We start from the raw sequence: 17,171 nt of genomic DNA, 5'->3' as shown, positions 1-17,171 counted from the left end.
TAGGCCGCATGAGTATCACTCCGCAAGAATGCGAGACGCTCCTTTCAAGGATGGAAGACGCCGATATGGCTCGGTTCCTGCCGCTCTTTGGGCATGAGCTCACAGTGATTGCCAGGACGGCTTACGAGTTTCAGGGCCCCGGCGTCACAGACCCGCGCTTCCTTCGCGACATCAATGAGATCCAACACCGAGTATTTGGCCAACTGATGGCAATTGGTCGCAGCAACCGATCCAGCTATCTGCCAGTAGATGTTCTGGCTTCCTGGCTGCTTGCGGAAAACAAAGCACCTCGACTAAAGCTCGAGGTGACACATGCTTTTATGCGGGCCGTCCAGCGCTTCCGTGCTGCGGCCTAACAGTTCATTCAAGCCGAACCCGCGTCGCGGGTCAGCTTAATTCCGATGTCCGCTCCTGGTCGATAGCGGACATCGTGGGATCGCCGGAAAAATGGCGTCCAGCCTTACGACAAGTCAATGGTTTCACGGCTGCGGTCTGGAAAAATGGATCTTTCTAACCCATTGAAAGTAAGGCTTAATCGAACAGACTTTTAATCTTTTGGTCGAAGGTTCGAATCCTTCACGGCCCACCATTTCGATGCAGGCGGTTGAAGGCGCGCGAGCGCCTTTTTTCGTGGCCGCGGAACACTGGCAGGCGGGCCGGAAGGACCTTGGGGAACCCCATGAAGGGCTCCCCTCCCGTGCCGCGGCTCCACCTGCTGCATGCGGGCGGGCTGGACCGTTGCGGCTACAGCACCACCCGGTACAGGGTGCCGCCGAAGTACACGTACCAGCTGCCCTGCAGCCAGGCACCGCCGGTGCCTTCGGCAAAGGGTGAAACCAGCACGGGCGCCGCGCCGGGCCGTCCCAGGTAGAGATAGCCATTGCTGACGAACATCACCTGGCCCCCCGCGATGGCATGGATCGATGCGTCCGCATCCGCCCGCGAGACCGCCGTCAGCTGGCCTTGCGGAGAGCGCAGCCAGACCTGCCTGACGGTGTTGCCGTTCACGGTGTTCAAACGAGTGAAACCGACCCATCCACTGCTGGGGAAATAGTCCGCACGGGGCGTGAAGTAGTCGCTGCTGGCATCGCGCAGGACCACTTCGCCGAGATTGTCGTTGTACAAGACGATCTGCGAGGCCGTGGTCGACACCTGCTTGCGATAGACCACGTTGATGCCGTCGGTCAACGGATTGAAGTGCGAATAGGTCGGATCGTGGGTCAGTTGCACGGCCTGCCCGGCCCGGTAGCGGAACACGTTGTAGGGCGCCGGCCCTTCGGTGTAGACGACTTCGCCACCGTCGCCGACATCGGCCAGATCGGCGACGCGGCCGTTGCCGACCAGGGTGTCCTTGTAGAGCATCACGTCGCGCAGGTTCAGGTAGCGTCCCGGGCGCCAGGTCGGCCAGATGACATAGCGCTTGTTGTTCGGACTGACGCGCATGCCACGTGGCGTTCCATCATTTCCCAACGGCGCGGCGGCGCCGTTCCATTCGTACACCGACGTTTCGTCGTCCTCGGTGATCCCGTACACTACGCCACGCGCGGTCAGCTTTTCGTAACCCGGCGTATGGCCTGTCGGATCCGGGACCGTGCGCAGGCTCCCCGTCGCGCGGTTGTAGACCTTCAGCAGTGGCCGGCCATCCTCGATGACGAAGAACAGGATGCGTTGCGGGGTGACGTCGGTGATGGTGCCGTCGACTGCGGTCACGTACTCGAGGCGGGCGGCCTGGCTGGAGAGCGGGATTGCGACGGCAAGCAGTGCGAGTGCCGTGCGAACCAGAAACAACGTAGGGAACTGCCGCATGATGATGCGCATGTCCATGGCGGGCTCAGCAGTATCGTCGTCTTGACGGGAGCCGAGCGTGCGAGCGTGTCCGTGAAACGGATGTCAAGCAGATTCAGGAATGGCGCCGATGCCATCCACGTTTCGAGGAGTCGTCATTGGATGAAAAAAGCCCGGCACGTGGCCGGGCCTTGTTTCATCCAGGCATCGAACGCTCAGGTGTCGTATCCGACCTGCCCCAAGGTGAAGCCGCGGGTCTTGCGTATCGCCAACTGGTTGGTCACGCCGAGCAGTTCGTAGTGTCCCGCCAACGTGGCGAGCATGCCGTCGACACCCAGCTTGGGCGTTTCCGTGGGAACGCTGGCGATCTGGCGTTCCAGTGCGTCGCGGCGCCAGTCGCGCCCCCGCAGCTTGGCCCAGTTGCGCACCAGTGCGTTCGGCTTGCGGGGCGCCTGCTTCGGCGGAACCCACAGATAGTCGTCGAAGATCATCACGCCGCCGACCTTCAGCAGTGGCCAGGTCATCACGCCATCGGCAAGCGCGCCGAAAGCCGAATGCCAGCCGTCGATGTAGATGAAATCGAACTCGCCTTCGATCCGGCGCAATGAATCGAAGCTGTAACCCGGATGCTCGGTGATCCGATCGGCGAAGGCGGCCGTGTTCTGACGGAATCGCGCGCGGTAGTCGCCATAAACGGGATCGGGGGCGAACAAATCGACGCAATCGACGCGTGCGCCCACGCCGGTGAGGATGTGCTGGCACAGCCACAGCGTGGAGCGACCTTCGAAACTGCCAATTTCCAGCGCACGGATGCCTGGCCGATCACGGAAACCGCCCAGCCATTGCTGCCAGTGCGGGATGTTGTGATCGAACCAGTTCTCGCTGTATGGGTTCTGCGTCTGTTCCGGCATTGCTTCCTTCAACACAATGTGAGTTTCCCCCGCCCGTTTGCCACGGGCTGGGCGGATTTAAGCTGCTCCGCCTTGGCACGCGATGGCCTGCGCCGCCGGGTGCGGCAGCAGGCTCCGGGGCGCTAAGGTAGCGTGCCCGCGCCCGGCGGGCGTACGGATACGAATCATGTTGAAAATCCTGGGAAAGTCGACCTCCATCAACGTCCGCAAAGTGCTCTGGCTGTGCGAGGAACTCGGCTTGCCCTTCGAGCTGGAGGAGTGGGGCAGCGGCCACCGCTCCACTTCGGAACCCGAATTCCTGGCGTTGAATCCCAACGCGCTGGTGCCGGTGATCCGCGATGGAGGGCAGGTGCTATGGGAGTCGAACACGATCTGCCGCTACCTGGCCGGCCGCGAGCAACGCGACGATCTGCTGCCACGGGCGCCGGCCGAGAGGGCCAGGGTCGAGCAATGGATGGACTGGCAGGCCACGGAACTCAACAACGCCTGGCGCTACGCCTTCATGGCACGGGTACGACAGAGTCCCGAGCACGCCGATCCCGCGCAAATCGAAGCCAGCGTGCGGGAGTGGAACCGGCGGATGGGTATCCTCGATGCGCAACTGGCCAGGACCGGCGCGCATGTTGCCGGCGATGCCTTCACCGTGGCGGACATCGTGGTGGGGCTGTCGGTCAACCGCTGGAAGGTGACCCCGATGGAGCGTCCGGAACTGCCGGCGGTGACCGCCTACCTGCGTCGGCTGGAAGCGCGGCCGGGTTTCCGCCGACATGGCGGCAATGGCATTCCCTGACCGGCAGGCCTCCTGACCCGGATGCGCGCGCGCGGGAAAGCGGTTGGTCACTCGCCGCGATGCGTTCGTCACAGCCGCATGGCGGCCGGAGCCGGCCGCGCGGACAGTGCAAAACACCATCCGCACGAGGGACTTCCATGAAGCACGTCGCTCCGTTGTCCGCCGCCGTTGCACTGGTCCTGGCGCTACCGGCCTGGGCGGCCAAGCCGCCGCCGCCGGTTTGCCTGGGACCGGCCCAGGTGTTCGCCCCGGGAGTCATCAGTACGCCTGGACTCAATGAAGGCCGACTGGCATTCACTCCGGATCGGCAGACGATCTACTGGCACGTCAACGAGATCCCGGGTCCGCCCGGATCCGACGCACTGTTCACCATCATGACCGCCCAGCGCACCGCGACCGGCTGGTCGACCCCGGACGTGGCCTCGTTCTCCGGCCTTGGCCAGTTCGCCGATTCGGACCCGGTCGTCTCGCTGGATGGCCAGCGACTGGTGTTCTCGTCCAACCGGCCCGGGAACCAGGGGCCCTATCCACTCAACGACCTTTGGGTGGTCGAGCGCACCGGGTCGGGCTGGAGCGAACCGGTCAATCTGGGACCGAACGTCAACAGCCCCTACAACGAGCTGTATGCCAGCCTGGATCGCGCCGGCAACCTGTACTTCGCCAGCGATCGCGACCGCGGGCAGTGGGACATCTACCGGAGCCTGCGCCAGCCGGATGGCCGCTATGGCCCGGCGATGTCGATCGGCCCGGGCGTGGACCATTCCCACCTGTGGGAATTCAATCCGCAGATCTCGCCGGACGGCCGCAGCCTGTTGTATTCCACGGTGGGCCGGCAGGACGGGCTGGGCGATGTCGACATCTACCTCAGCCGTATCGAGCGCAACGGCCGGCTCGGCAATCCGGTCAACGTGGGAAGCTGCGTCAACAGCGCGGGAACCGAGTTCCATCCGACCATGCTGTGGGATTCCAACGAGCTGTACTTCGCGCGCGTCCATGAAACGATCGATTTGATGGTGGCGCCGATCGAGATGCCGTGAGCGAGTTGTGGGAGGCGAACGAAAGAGGCGCCGGAAGGCGCCTCTTTTTCTTTAGGGGGCGATGGGGTGCGGATCAGGGCCGCATCGGCGTACCGCCGAAGCCGCGCGGCGGCGGCGGTCCCACGTCGCCGGGCAGCCGGCGATAGCCATGGAAGCCCGGACCGTCGTACCGGCTCACGCCGATGTTGAGGTTGAACGCGCGGGATTCGCCCTCGTCGTTGTTGTAGGACTTGCAAAGGTTGATGTTGGCGGCGTTCCAATGGCTGCTGCCATAGCCCTTGGTATAGCCGATGCCGGTAGCGACGCTGCCGGAGACATCGACCTTGCCGTCATCCTCGTCGACCGGCTTGCCGCAGGCATTGCGGGCCACTGGCGCCGGACGCAGTGCGCGGGCCGGGCGTCCGCTGGTGTCGCCGTAGTAGGTGCCGGGCGGGTCGGCCGAATAGAGCGCGGGCCGGGGCAGGGTGAGATCAAGGGACTCCGCCGATTGGGCCAGGGCGCTTCCGGAAGCCAACAGACTCAGCAGCAGCGGGGCAATTGCCTTCATGGGGGCCTCGGTCGAATGCGGATCAGTACGCGATCCATGCGCCAGTTGCCAGACGCTAGCAGCCACTGCTTGAACCCAGGCTGGCTTCCGCATGAACTTTCCGGCTAGGACGAAGGTCACGGTGACTTGATGGCGTCGCCCTGCCTTCCCGCAGCGGGAATCATGGCCATGCCGGACCGCTCCAGCGGATTCCCGTCGTGTCCGCCGGGCGGTTCCCCGCATAACAACCACAATATAGCTGTGCTCTCTCATCGCGGTCGCAGGGGTCCTGCGGCCGCATTTTTATTCGTGGAGGTCCGCCCTCAACCGGCCGCGCGGATCGCTTCCAGCACCTGTTCGCCGTAGCGGGCCAGCTTGGTCCCGCCGATGCCGCCGACCTGGGCCAGTTCGTCCAGGGTGCCGGGCCGGTGCTCGGCGATGTTGCGCAGGGTGCTGTCGTGGAAGATGACGTAGGCCGGGACGTTCTGTTGCTTCGCCAGCTGTGCGCGCAGGTCGCGCAAGGCGCCGAACAGGGGCTGGTCGGTAGGCGCGACGACCACGCCGCTGCGCGGGGAGCGCTCGCGTTCCCGGGCCGGGGCATCCTTGCGCAGCAGCAGGCGGCGTTCGCCCCGCAGCACCGCCCGGCTGGCCTCGGTCAGGCGCAGGCTGCCATAGCCCTCCGCGTCGACCTCCAGCAGGCCGGAGGACACCAGTTGCCGGAACACGCTGCGCCAGGTGCCGGCGTCCAGATCCCGGCCGATGCCATAGGTGGTGAGCTGGTCATGCCCGCACTGGCGGATCTTCTCGCTCTCGCTGCCGCGCAGCACGTCGATGATGTGGTTCACGCCGAAGCGCTGGCCGCTGCGATAGACGCAACTCAACGCCTTCCGCGCGGCCTCGGTGGCATCCCAGGTGGCGGCCGGATGCAGGCAGTTGTCGCAGTTGCCGCATTCCTGGGGATAGGTTTCGCCGAAGCTGGCCAGCAGCACCTGCCGGCGGCATTGCATGGATTCGCAGTAGCCCAGCAGCTGATCCAGCTTGCGCCGCTCCAGCCGCTTGCGTTCCTCGCCGGCCTCGGACTGCTCGATCATCTGCTTCAGCAGCACCACGTCGCCCAGCCCGTAGCACAGCCAGGCGTCGGCGGCCTCGCCATCACGGCCGGCGCGTCCGGTTTCCTGGTAGTAGCCCTCCAGCGACTTGGGCAGGTCCACATGCGCCACGAACCGCACGTCCGGCTTGTCGATGCCCATGCCGAAGGCAATCGTCGCGACCATGACGATGCCTTCCTCGCGCAGGAAACGGCGCTGGTGGTGCGCGCGCACCTCGGCGTCCAGGCCGGCGTGGTAGGGCAGGGCATTGAATCCCTGCTCCAGCAGGTAATCGGCGAACTGCTCCACCCGCTTGCGCGACAGGCAATAGACGATGCCGGCCTCGCCCTTGTGGGCCTGTAGGAAATCGCGCAGCTGGCGCTTGGCGTTGTCCTTCTGGGTGACCGTGTAGCGGATATTGGGGCGATCGAAGGAACTGACGAAGCGCTGCGCCTCGGTCAGGCCCAGGCGCTCGGCGATCTCGCGCTGGGTGGGCGGGTCGGCGGTGGCGGTCAGGGCGATCCGCGGCACGTCGGGCCAGCGCTCATGGAGGATCGTCAGTTCCAGGTACTCGCGGCGGAAATCGTGGCCCCAGGCCGAGACGCAGTGCGCCTCGTCGATGGCGAACAGCGCGATCCGGCTGCGATCCAGCAGGGACAGGAAGCGCGGCGTCAGCAGCCGTTCCGGGGCCACGTACAGCAGGTCCAGTTCGCCCTTCAGCAGGGCGCGTTCGACGTCCGCCGCGGTGGCGGCGTCCAGCGTCGAGTTGAGGAAGGCGGCGCGCACGCCGAGCTGGCGCAGTGCTTCCACCTGGTCCTGCATCAGCGCGATCAGCGGGGACACCACGATGCCCACGCCTTCGCGCAGGAGCGAGGGAATCTGGTAGCACAGCGACTTGCCGCCGCCGGTCGGCATCAGGACCAGGGCATCCTGGCCGGAGACGAGCTGTTCGACGATGGCCTGCTGGTGGCCGCGGAAACGGGAGTAGCCGAAGACCCGCTGCAGCAGGTCCGTGGGACGTTCTGACATGGGCGATAGGGTAGCAGGCGGGCGGCCGCGCAGCGCTCGGAAAACCGCCCGGAGCGCCGTCCGTGGATGCGCGAGTGGCCTGTCGGGATTTTCCCGGCCGGCGAGCCAAGGGCGGATTCGGGGGCCAGGGTGCCCCATAAGCACGCGCCCGGCGGGGAAGCCGGGCGCGCGGGTCGTCTTCAACAGGCCGTATTCAAACGGCCGGTTGCAGTCTCATTCGAGCAGCGAACGCAGCATCCAGGCATACTTCTCGTGCGTCTGCAGGCGCTGGGTCAGCAGGTCCACGGACGGGTCGTCACCGGCGTCGTCGGCGGTCTTCAGCACCTTGCGGGCGGTCCGGCACACCGCTTCGTTGCCGGCCACCAGCTGCTTCACCATGCCCTGCCAACCCGGCACGCCATCGGCGCCGGATTCCTCCTGGATGGAGGACAGGCGGACGAATTCGCCATAGGAGCCGGGCGCGTTGTAGCCCAGCGCGCGGATGCGCTCGGCGATCTCGTCCAGCGCGGTCCACTGTTCGGTGTACTGGGTCTCGAACATGGTGTGCAGCGAGTTGAACATCGGGCCGGTGACGTTCCAGTGGAAGTTGTGGGTCTTCAGGTACAGCGTGTAGCTGTCGGCGAGGAACCGCGACAGGCCCTCGGCGATCTTCTTGCGGTCACCGGTGGTGATCCCGATGTCGATGTTCGGGGAGGTGGCCGCGGGCGCGGCGGCCGTCTTGGTCTTCGCCTTGGTCTTGGACATCTGCATTCTCCTTGAGGGGGATCAATGGCCCACAATAGCTACCCTAAACGAGTTTGGGTAATAAAACGTTTCACACCGTTGGATTGATGAACGCTATCGAACCTTCCCCCGACCACGACCTCCAGGCCGCCCGTCGCGCCATCGACGGCGCGCTCAGCCGGGACCGCGGACGCCTGCACGGACTCTGGTCGCGCTGGCAGTCGCGGCCGCGCGATGCCGCCGCGCGCGAGGCCTTCGCCCAGGCGCTGGCCGGCTCGGTGTCGCTGCGCGAAGCGCGCGCGGCGTCGGTGCCGGAGGTGAGTCTTGACGAAGCCCTGCCGATTGCCCGTGAAGGCGAACGCATCGTCGAACTGATCCGCCGCCATCCGGTGGTGGTGATCGCCGGCGAGACCGGCTCCGGCAAGACCACCCAGCTGCCCAAGCTGTGCCTGGCCGCCGGACGCGGAGTGGCCGGCATGATCGGCTGCACCCAGCCGCGCCGGATCGCCGCGCGCGCGGTCGCGCGCCGGGTCGCGGAGGAACTGAAGACCGGCGTCGGCGACGCGGTCGGCTACCAGGTGCGTTTCACCGACCAGGTCGGCGACAACACCCGGGTCAAGTTCATGACCGACGGCATCCTGCTGGCCGAAATCGCCAGCGATCGCTGGCTGTCGGCCTACGACACCATCATCGTCGACGAGGCCCACGAGCGCAGCCTCAACATCGATTTCCTGCTTGGCTACCTCAAGCAGTTGCTGCGCAAGCGCCGCGACCTGAAGGTGATCGTCACCTCGGCCACCATCGACACCGAACGCTTCTCCCGCCATTTCGACGACGCGCCGGTGATCAGCGTGGAAGGGCGGACCTATCCGGTCGAAGTCCGCTACCGGCCGCTGGAAGGCGAGGGCGAGCAGCAGGGCGAGCGCACGGTCAACGACGCCATCGTGGCGGCGGTGGACGAGATCACCCGCCAGGATCCGCGCGGCGACGTGCTGATGTTCCTGCCCGGCGAGCGCGAGATCCGCGACGCCCACCAGGCGCTGGAACGGCGCAAGTACCGCGAGACCGAAGTGCTGCCGCTGTACGCGCGACTGTCGGCGAAGGATCAGGACCGGGTGTTCAACCCCGGCCCGAAGCGCCGGCTGGTGCTGGCGACCAACGTGGCCGAGACCTCGCTGACCGTGCCGCGGATCCGCTACGTGGTCGATCCGGGCTACGCGCGGGTCAAGCGCTACAGCCCGCGACAGAAGCTGGATCGCCTGCATATCGAGCCGGTCTCGCAGGCCAGCGCCAACCAGCGCAAGGGCCGCTGCGGGCGCATCGCCGAAGGCATCTGCTATCGCCTGTATGCCGAGGCCGATTTCCAGGCCCGCGCCGAATTCACCGATCCGGAAATCCGGCGTTCGAGCCTGGCCGGGGTGATCCTGCGGATGCTGCAACTGGGGCTGGGTCGGATCGAGGATTTCCCGTTCCTGGAACCGCCGGACGAGCGCGCCATCGCCGATGGCTGGCAGCAACTGGCCGAACTGGGCGCGGTGGACAAGGATCGCAAGCTCACCACCATCGGCCGGCAGATGGCGCGCCTGCCGGTGGACGTGAAGCTGGCGCGCATGCTGGTGGCCGCGCAGCAGCATCGCTGCCTGCGCGAGATGATCATCATCACGGCGTTCCTGGGCATCCAGGATCCGCGCGAACGCCCGCCGGAAGCGCGCGAGGCCGCGGACAACGCGCATGCGACCTTCGCCGATGCCCGCTCGGAGTTCCTCGGCATCGTCAAACTCTGGGACGCCTACCGACAGGCCCACGAGGATCTGACCCAGTCCAAGCTGCGCGACTGGTGCGAACGCCACTTCCTCGGGTTCCTGCGCATGCGCGAATGGCGCGAGCTGCATCGGCAGTTGCTGCTGCTGTGCGAGGAGCTGGGGTGGACGCTGGAAGCAATGCCTGCGGCCAACAGCGACGTCCCGCGCAAGACACCGGAGCGTGCACGCAAGCGTGGCGATTCGGATGCGGCCGCCGCGCCCGCCACGGCCGACGGCCCCACCGAAAAGCAGCGCCAGGCCGCGTATGTCGCGCTGCACCGCGCGTTGATCGCCGGCCTGCCCACCCAGGTGGGCCATCGCGGCGAGAAGGGCGACTTCCAGGCGCCGCGCCAGCGCCGCTTCCAGGTTTTCCCGGGCTCGGCGCTGGCGAAGAAGCCGCCGCCGTGGATGCTCAGCGCCACCCTGCTGGATACCCAGCGCGTGTGGGGCCTGACCAACGCCGCCATCGAACCGGACTGGGTCATCGCCGAGGTCCCGCACCTGCTGATGCGCAAGCATTTCGACCCGCACTGGTCGCGCGCGCAGGGGCATGTGCTGGCGTCGGAGCAGATCAGCCTGTTCGGGCTGGTGCTGGCGCCGAAGAAGCCGGTCCACTACGGCCGCATCGCGCCGGTGGAAGCGCACGACATCTTCGTCCGCCAGGCGCTGGTGACCGGCGAAATCAACACTCGCGCCAGCTTTGTCGCCGACAACCTGAAGACGCTGGAACAGGCGCGCGAGGAGGAAGCCAAGCTGCGCCGCGCCGGCCTGGTGGCCGACGAGGACTGGCAGGCGCGCTGGTATCTGGACCGGATTCCGCCGGACATCCATTCCGCCGCCGGCCTGGATGCGTGGTGGAAGGGCCAGCCGCCGGAAGCGCGTCGGCGCCTGCTGTGGACACTGGCCGATCTGCTGCCGGGCGAGGGCAGCGAGGAGGATCGCTTTCCGAAATACTTCGCGCTCGGCGACGCGCGCCTGCCCCTGCATTACCGCTTCGAGCCCGGCGCGGCGGACGACGGCGTCACCCTGGAAGTACCGCTGCACCTGCTTAACGCGCTGGATCCGGCCCGCCTGTCCTGGCTGGCGCCGGGTTTCATCGGCGACAAGGCGTCCGGCCTGATCCGCAGCCTGCCCAAGGCGATGCGGCGCAACTACGTGCCGGCGCCGGATTTCGGGCGTGCATTCTTCGAGGCGTATCCGCAGGCCACCGCCGACGACATCCGCGGCGAACTGGCGCGGTTCCTGTCGCGCACGACCGGCGTCACGGTGGCCGCCACCGACTTCGACGAGTCGGCGCTGGAACCGCACCTGCGCATGAACCTGCGCCTGCGCGAGGACCCGCGCAAGGGCGGGGAGGCGCGGATCCTGGCCGAGTCGCGGGATCTCGATGAACTGCGCGCGCGTTTCGGCGAACGCGCCGGGCAGGCGTTCGCCGCGCGCGCCGGCCGCGCGATGGCGGCGAGCGGGTTGCGCGAGTTCCCGGCCCAGCCGATCCCGTTGCAGGTACCGGGCGAAGCCGGCGTGCCGGCGTTCCCCGCATTGCGCGACGACGGTGACAGCGTGGCGTTGCAGGTGTTCGCCGACCGCGTGGAAGCCGAGGCCGCCCATCCCGCTGGTGTGCGCCGCCTGCTCGAAATCGCCCTGGCCGATCGCGTGCGCCAGGCGCGCAAGCAGTTGCCGGTGGCGCCGAAGGTGGGGCTGCTCTACGCCGCCATCGAGCGCTTCGCCGAGGGCGACAAGGCGGGCGAAAAGGAGCGTCTGCGCGCGGACATCGCCGACGCCGCGCTCAATGCCGTGCTGGCCGACGGACTGGAAGGGATCCGGGATCGCGTCGCGTTCGAGCAGCGCCGAGACGACGCCGGCCGCCGGCTGTTCGGCGAGGCGATGGAGCGGCTGAAGCTGGCCGAGGCGATCCTGTCGGCGGTCGCGGAACTCAAGCCGCAACTGGAATCGCCGTTGATGGGCTGGGCGCGCGGCAACCTGGACGATCTGCGCGCGCAGCTGGACGGCCTGGTGCATCCGGGCTTCCTGCGCGACACGCCCGCGCAAGCGCTGGCGGAACTGCCGCGTTACCTCAAGGGCATGCGCCTGCGCGCCGAACGCGCCCTGCGCGATCCGGTGCGGGATCAGGCCCGCATGCTGGAGATCAAACCGTTCGCCGACGCGCTGGCCGATGCGACGCGACTGGGCGTGGCGCGCCAGCCGGGATGGCAGGCGTTGCGCTGGGAACTGGAGGAATTGCGGGTTTCGATGTTCGCCCAGGAACTGGGCGCGCGCGGCGGCGTTTCCCCGAAGAAGTTGGCCCAGCGGCTGCAGGCGTTGCGTGGTTAGCAGCAGACAACCGGCCGGCATGAAGGGAAACCGCCGCAAGGCTGTTCGTTCGCGCCGTGTACGGGTAACGTAACCGGACGCCCCCTCAGGATCCGATCGTGTTCTCCGTCCCGCGCGAAGCTCTGCTGGAAGTGCTGCAACGGCCCTCGGCCGCGATGCTTCCGGCGGATTCGCGCCAGGCCATCCGGACACGCATCGAAACCTCGCCCGGGCCGGAGCTGCCATTGCAGGATCCGCTGCCGGTGCTGGTCGACACGCTGGAGACGCTGGCCGCATTGTCCGCCGACGGTGAAGTGATCGCCGCGGCCTGGCTGTTCGCGCTCCCGCCGATCCCGGAGGCATCCGGACCACGCAAGGCCGCGCCCACGGGCATCGTCGACCTGCTGGAAGGACAGCAGGCGGCCGCGCAGGTCTGGGCGCTGCACGCGGAACAGCATCGTGGCGCCAACAACGAAGGCCTGCGCCGGTTGCTGTTGGCAATCGTGCGCGACCTGCGGGTGGTGCCGATACTGCTGGCGCGGCAACTGGCGCGGATGCGCAACGCGGGCCTGCTGGACGACACGCAGCGGCGCGCGCTGGCGCGGCTGACCCGCGACATCCATGCACCGTTGGCCAACCGGCTGGGCATCTGGCAGCTGAAGTGGGAACTTGAGGATCTGGCCTTCCGCTACCTGGAGCCGGATACCTACCGGCAGATCGCCGCGCAGCTGGATGACAAGCGCGCCGGCCGCGAGCGCTACATCGAATCGGTCAAGTCGACCTTGCGCCAGGCGCTGGCCGAGCACGGCATCGTCGCCGAGATCAGCGGACGGCCCAAGCACATCTACAGCATCTGGCGGAAGATGCAGCGCAAGCAGGTCTCCTTTGACGAGCTTTATGACCTGCGCGCGGTGCGGGTGACCGTGGAGGACGTCGGCGCCTGCTACGCCGCGCTGGGCATCGTGCACGCGCTGTGGACGCCGGTGCCAAGCGAGTTCGACGACTACATCGCCCGGCCCAAGGCCAACGACTACCGCTCCCTGCATACCGCCGTGGTCGGCCCGGAAGGCCGCACACTGGAAGTGCAGATCCGCACGCACGAGATGCACGCGCAGGCCGAACTCGGCGTGGCCGCGCACTGGCGCTACAAGGAAGGCGGCGGCGACCGCGCCTTCGATCGCAAGATCGCCTGGATGCGCCGGCTGCTGGATCAGTCGCAGGAAGGCGGTGAAGGCGGCGGACTGGCCGGCGACCTGGACTCGGAACTGGTCGAGGATCGGGTCTACGTGCTGACTCCCAAGGGCGAGGTCATCGACCTGCCGCATGGCGGCACCGTGCTGGACTTCGCCTACCACGTGCACACGATGGTCGGCCACCGCACCCGCGGCGCCAAGGTCAACGGCCGCATCGTGCCGCTGAACCATGCCCTGCGCAGTGGTGACCGGGTCGAGATCATGACCTCCAAGACCGGTGAGCCGCGCCGCGATTGGTTGCTGCCGGCCAACGGCTTCCTCGCCTCGGGTCGATCCCGCGACAAGGTGCGCGCCTGGTTCCACAAGCTCGATCGCGCGCGCAACCTGCAGGCCGGGCGCGAATTGCTGGAGAAGGAACTCAAGCGGCTGGGCCTGCACCACGCCGACCTGTCCGGCGTGGCGAAGAAGTTCCATGCCGAGAACGTCGAGGAACTGCACATCCAGATCGCCCTGGGCGACGTCGGCCCCAACCAGGTGGTGCGCGCGCTGCACGAGGAACAGCGCGCGGCCGCGCAATCGGCCGCTCCGCAGGGCCTGCCGCCTGGCCTGCCGCTGCGGAAGCCGGGCGGACGCAAGCCGTCGCCGCCGTCCAGATCGCAGTTCACGGTGGAAGGCGTCGGCAACCTGCTGGTGCAACTGGCGCGCTGCTGCCAGCCGGTGCCGGGAGAGGCGATCAGCGGTTACCTGACCCGCGGCCGCGGCGTCAGCGTGCACCGGACCGACTGTGCCGCGTTCCAGCGCCTGGCCGCCTCCAACCCGCAGCGGGTGCTGCCGGTGGAGTGGGGCCAGACCGGTGGCGGTTACGAAGTGGACGTGCAGGTGCGGGCCATCGACCGCAAATGGCTGCTCAAGGACATCACCACGCTGATCGCGCAGGAGGACGCCCACGTGCTGGGCATCAACAGCGACCAGGCCGGCGCCAGTGGCCGGGTGCAGTTGCGCCTGCGCTTGAAGGTCGCCGATTTCGGTCAGCTGTCCACCCTGCTCGGGAAACTCGATGCGCTGCCGGGGGTGGAGGAAGCGCGACGTTCAGCCTGAATGGTTATGCTGGGCCGGTGATGCCCGAGCACAGCCCCGAGCAACCCCGCCAGGACGGCCGGATCGAACCGATCGCCGACTGGGAACATCTGCGTTTCCGCGGCGACGACGCGCCTCCGCGCAGCGCGCCGCCCTTGTGGCGGGCACGACGGACCTGGCGATGGGGCGCGCTGGCGGTGGTGCTGCTGCTGACCCTGCTGGCGGTGTTCCGGCAACCGCTGGCGAACCTGTTCTGGCCCGACACCCGAATCCAGCAATTGCTGGACAACGGCCAGGCCGCGCTCGCTTCGGGCCGGCTGACCGCGCCCGACGGCACCGGCGCCCGCCAGTACTACGAGGCTGCGCAGGCATTGGACAGCGACCGCAGCGAGGCCCGCGACGGCCTGGCTCGGGTGGCGCGGACGGCGCTGGAACAGGCCCGCCAGGCGACCGCGCGCGGGGACTTCGCCGCCGCGCACACCGCGCTCGCGCTGGCCAACGAATTGCAGGTGCCCCGCGCGGAAGCCGCCAGGGTGGCCGAACAACTGCGCAAGCGCGAAGCCGCCGACGCCGGCATCGAGTCGCTGCTCAAACAGGCGCTGGAGGCGCAGGCGGCCGGCCATCTCGACGGCGACCCCGCTGCGGCGCTGCCGTTGTTGCAGCGCGTACTGGCGCTGCAACCCAACCGCATCGAAGCACTCGAGGCCCGCGAAGACATCCTCAGCGACCTGCTGCAACAGGCCGGCACGGTGATGGCGCGCGGCGATCTGGAAGCGGCCGGCCGGCTGATCACCCAGGTGCGCGGCTACGACGGCGGCCACGTGGATCTGCCGGCGGCGCAGGCTTCGCTGGCGCGCGCGATCGACGAGCGTCTGCGCCGTGCCGATACGGATCTGCGCCGTGGGCGACTGGCAAAGGCGACAGAGGGCTACCGGGCGGTGCAGTCCGCCGCGGGCGATGACGCGCGCGCGCGACAGGGCATCGAACGGCTCGCCGCCGCCTATGCCGAATCGGCACGGCGCCAGGCGGGCGATTACCGCTTCAGCGAGGCCGAGTCGGCGCTGGCGCAGGCGCGCGAGCTGTCGCCGCAATCGCCGGCGGTAGGCGAGGCCGTGCAGTACCTGGCGCGCGCCCGCGCCTCCCGGGCCAGCCTGCCGCCATCGCTGCCGCCGCGCGAACGGCAGCGCCGGGTGGAAAGCCTGCTGGCGGGCATGGCCCAGGCCGAGGCTCGCGGGGACTGGATGACGCCACCGGGCGAAAGCGCCTACGACAGGTTGCGCGCGGCGCAGGCGCTGGCTCCCGACGACGTGCGCGTCCGCCGTGCCGCCTCCCGCGTGCTGGCGGCGGCGCAGCAGTGCTTCGAACAGGAGTGGCGCGGCAACCGGGTGCGACGTGCGCAGTCCTGCCTGTCCGCGTGGCAGACGATCCGTCCAGGCGATCCCGCCCTGGCGGAGGCGCGCCGGCGGATGGCGCAGAAATGGATTGCGGTCGGCGACGAGCGCCTGGGCGCGGGCGATGTCGCCTTCGCGGCGCAGGCGCTGGAGGAGGCGCGCGGGATCGAGCCGCGCGCACCCGGCCTGTCCGATTTCGCCGAGCGGGTCAGGCTGGCGCGGCAGGCACAGCGCTAGCGCTGCGGCGCCTGCAGCACCTGATTCGCGATCGCTTCCAGCCTGCGGGTGAGCGCGGGCCAGCTGTATTGGGCGACGGATTCCAGGTCGAGTTCCAAACCCTCGTCCAGGCTGGCCGTCTCCTTCAGCAGGCTGGCCCGGTCGAGCCAGCCCTGCAATGAAGCCAGGGAACCGTCGCTCACCCAGCCGCGCCGCGACGTGGCGATCAACTCCGAACTGATGTCGTGCTGGCGCGTCACGTGCAGGATTGGACGACCCGACCCCAGATACTCGTAGAGCTTGCCCGGAACCTGGGAGGGATCGTCGTTGGCGATGTTGATCAGCACGTCGGCCGAGCGCTGCAACTGCAGGATATGCCGATGGGGAAGGAATCCCAGCAGGCGAATCTGGTCCGGCATGGATTCGGCGGCGCGAAGCAGCGACTCGGGTACGGTGACGGAAGCGATGTTGAGCCTGGCCGCCGGATGGGCGGCGATGGCGGCCACCAGATCGTCCGGCTTGCGGAAATGGTAGAAGCTGCCGGTGTACAGCAATTCCAGCCGCGCCGGATCGAACAGGACATTCGCGGAAGCGGCCGGAGGCTCCGGCGCGAAGCCCTGGGAGATGATGCTGATGTCGTTCCTGTGTCCATGGCGCTCCGCCAACAGTGCTGCGGCTCCGGCGTTCGTGACGATCAGGTGATCGGCTTTCCTGCAGGTCTCACCTTCCACACGAAGTGCGCGGTCACGCCAGCGCGCGGGTGTGTAGGGCGCCAGCACGGGATCTCCAAGATCAGCGATCCAGGGGAAGCCCTTCGCCTTGGCCAGCAATCCCAGTTCCAGCGACGTCGCCGGCTCATGCGAACTGATCACGATGTCGGGCTTGAACTCGTCCAGGCATCGGGTGAGGGCGCGCCTGGCCCAGGGAAACCATTCACCGCGCACATCCGGGAACACGAAGCGCGCCGCGAGCCCCTGCGCGGTCTCCGACAGCGATTGCTTCCAACTGCGGGGCGGGCGCAGGGGAGAGGAAGATGGCGTGGGAGAACCGGCATCCGGCGTCACTGAAGAGGCCTGCGCCTGCCGGCGGTCCCGCAAATAGGCAAGCAGGCCTCGTACAGGCCCGGCGAAAGTCCGATGCGTTTCCAGCGTGGAAGGAAGATGCGGCAGACCCGGGGTTTCTCCGCCCAGGTGGATGGTCAGGACCTTGACCTGATGCCCGAGCGCGATCAGTTCGCGCACCAGGTAAGCCCAGCGCAGCGATTGTGGCGAAGGACTCGGCGGGAATTCGTAG

12 protein-coding genes are annotated in these 17,171 nt (G+C 67.8%); 6 read left to right on the top strand and 6 right to left on the bottom strand.

Features of this window, described 5'->3' with window-relative positions; translation table 11 throughout:
* The first annotated feature begins 8 nt into the window (after positions 1-8).
* Entirely contained in the window at positions 9-356 is a 348-nt protein-coding gene (locus IB228_RS06570; RefSeq protein ID WP_183638916.1) for a hypothetical protein, read from the top strand.
* Between the two features lie 388 nt (positions 357-744).
* On the opposite strand, the gene IB228_RS06565 is transcribed toward IB228_RS06570, so the two are convergent.
* Together IB228_RS06565 and IB228_RS06560 are read right to left on the bottom strand one after the other, a co-directional pair.
* Entirely contained in the window at positions 745-1,710 is a 966-nt protein-coding gene (locus IB228_RS06565) for a hypothetical protein (protein ID WP_192197935.1), read from the bottom strand.
* Positions 1,711-2,000: 290 nt separating this feature from the next.
* A complete protein-coding gene (locus IB228_RS06560; RefSeq protein ID WP_192197934.1) occupies positions 2,001-2,696 on the bottom strand; it encodes a class I SAM-dependent methyltransferase in 696 nt (231 codons plus the stop codon).
* Positions 2,697-2,862: 166 nt separating this feature from the next.
* Here IB228_RS06560 and IB228_RS06555 point away from each other — a divergent pair, with 166 nt between their 5' ends.
* Positions 2,863-3,486, top strand: coding sequence for a glutathione S-transferase (locus tag IB228_RS06555; protein WP_183638910.1), 624 nt, complete (start codon positions 2,863-2,865; stop codon positions 3,484-3,486).
* A gap of 137 nt (positions 3,487-3,623) precedes the next feature.
* Positions 3,624-4,523, top strand: a complete 900-nt coding sequence (locus IB228_RS06550) for a PD40 domain-containing protein (protein ID WP_183638908.1) — start codon at positions 3,624-3,626, stop codon at positions 4,521-4,523.
* A gap of 73 nt (positions 4,524-4,596) precedes the next feature.
* On the opposite strand, the gene IB228_RS06545 is transcribed toward IB228_RS06550, so the two are convergent.
* From IB228_RS06545 to IB228_RS06535, 3 genes are all read right to left on the bottom strand, one after another.
* On the bottom strand, positions 4,597-5,070 hold the full coding sequence (locus IB228_RS06545) for a hypothetical protein (RefSeq protein ID WP_183638906.1): 474 nt from the start codon (positions 5,068-5,070) through the stop codon (positions 4,597-4,599).
* A gap of 302 nt (positions 5,071-5,372) precedes the next feature.
* Complete coding sequence (gene recQ, locus IB228_RS06540; RefSeq protein ID WP_183638904.1) at positions 5,373-7,166, bottom strand: DNA helicase RecQ; 1,794 nt, start codon at positions 7,164-7,166, stop codon at positions 5,373-5,375.
* Between the two features lie 213 nt (positions 7,167-7,379).
* A complete protein-coding gene (locus tag IB228_RS06535; RefSeq protein WP_183638902.1) occupies positions 7,380-7,916 on the bottom strand; it encodes a Dps family protein in 537 nt (178 codons plus the stop codon).
* A gap of 80 nt (positions 7,917-7,996) precedes the next feature.
* Between IB228_RS06535 and hrpA the strand changes: the two genes are divergently transcribed.
* The 3 genes from hrpA to IB228_RS06520 all read left to right on the top strand — a co-directional run bounded on the left by hrpA (position 7,997) and on the right by IB228_RS06520 (position 15,899).
* Positions 7,997-12,022, top strand: coding sequence for an ATP-dependent RNA helicase HrpA (gene hrpA / locus IB228_RS06530; RefSeq protein ID WP_183638900.1), 4,026 nt, complete (start codon positions 7,997-7,999; stop codon positions 12,020-12,022).
* Between the two features lie 155 nt (positions 12,023-12,177).
* Positions 12,178-14,292, top strand: a complete 2,115-nt coding sequence (locus IB228_RS06525) for a bifunctional (p)ppGpp synthetase/guanosine-3',5'-bis(diphosphate) 3'-pyrophosphohydrolase (RefSeq protein ID WP_192198089.1) — start codon at positions 12,178-12,180, stop codon at positions 14,290-14,292.
* Between the two features lie 20 nt (positions 14,293-14,312).
* Positions 14,313-15,899 carry a hypothetical protein gene (locus tag IB228_RS06520; protein ID WP_225562305.1) on the top strand — a complete coding sequence of 529 codons (1,587 nt, stop codon included), beginning with the start codon at positions 14,313-14,315 and terminating at the stop codon, positions 15,897-15,899.
* Here IB228_RS06520 and IB228_RS06515 read toward each other — a convergent pair.
* Positions 15,896-17,119: a glycosyltransferase gene (locus IB228_RS06515; RefSeq protein WP_192197933.1), complete on the bottom strand. Its 1,224-nt coding sequence runs from the start codon at positions 17,117-17,119 to the stop codon at positions 15,896-15,898. The two genes, IB228_RS06520 and IB228_RS06515, sit on opposite strands and share 4 nt — an antisense overlap.
* Positions 17,120-17,171: the final 52 nt, after the last annotated feature.

Origin of the sequence: Pseudoxanthomonas sp. PXM04, assembly GCF_014851695.1 — a bacterium.
Classification (GTDB): Bacteria; Pseudomonadota; Gammaproteobacteria; order Xanthomonadales; family Xanthomonadaceae; genus Pseudoxanthomonas_A; species Pseudoxanthomonas_A beigongshangi.
The sequence above is the reverse complement of the archived record's forward strand: the minus strand, read 5'-3'. Positions and strand labels throughout refer to the sequence as shown.

Excerpts from the sequence above, each read along its gene's own strand:
- IB228_RS06570 (WP_183638916.1), top strand. The coding sequence starts at position 9 with ATGAGTATCACTCCGCAAGAATGCGAGACGCTCCTTTCAAGGATGGAA.
- IB228_RS06560 (WP_192197934.1), bottom strand. The coding sequence starts at position 2,696 with ATGCCGGAACAGACGCAGAACCCATACAGCGAGAACTGGTTCGATCAC.
- IB228_RS06555 (WP_183638910.1), top strand. The coding sequence starts at position 2,863 with ATGTTGAAAATCCTGGGAAAGTCGACCTCCATCAACGTCCGCAAAGTG.
- IB228_RS06550 (WP_183638908.1), top strand. The coding sequence starts at position 3,624 with ATGAAGCACGTCGCTCCGTTGTCCGCCGCCGTTGCACTGGTCCTGGCG.
- IB228_RS06545 (WP_183638906.1), bottom strand. The coding sequence starts at position 5,070 with ATGAAGGCAATTGCCCCGCTGCTGCTGAGTCTGTTGGCTTCCGGAAGC.
- recQ (WP_183638904.1), bottom strand. The coding sequence starts at position 7,166 with ATGTCAGAACGTCCCACGGACCTGCTGCAGCGGGTCTTCGGCTACTCC.
- IB228_RS06535 (WP_183638902.1), bottom strand. The coding sequence starts at position 7,916 with ATGCAGATGTCCAAGACCAAGGCGAAGACCAAGACGGCCGCCGCGCCC.
- hrpA (WP_183638900.1), top strand. The coding sequence starts at position 7,997 with ATGAACGCTATCGAACCTTCCCCCGACCACGACCTCCAGGCCGCCCGT.
- IB228_RS06525 (WP_192198089.1), top strand. The coding sequence starts at position 12,178 with ATGCTTCCGGCGGATTCGCGCCAGGCCATCCGGACACGCATCGAAACC.
- IB228_RS06520 (WP_225562305.1), top strand. The coding sequence starts at position 14,313 with ATGCCCGAGCACAGCCCCGAGCAACCCCGCCAGGACGGCCGGATCGAA.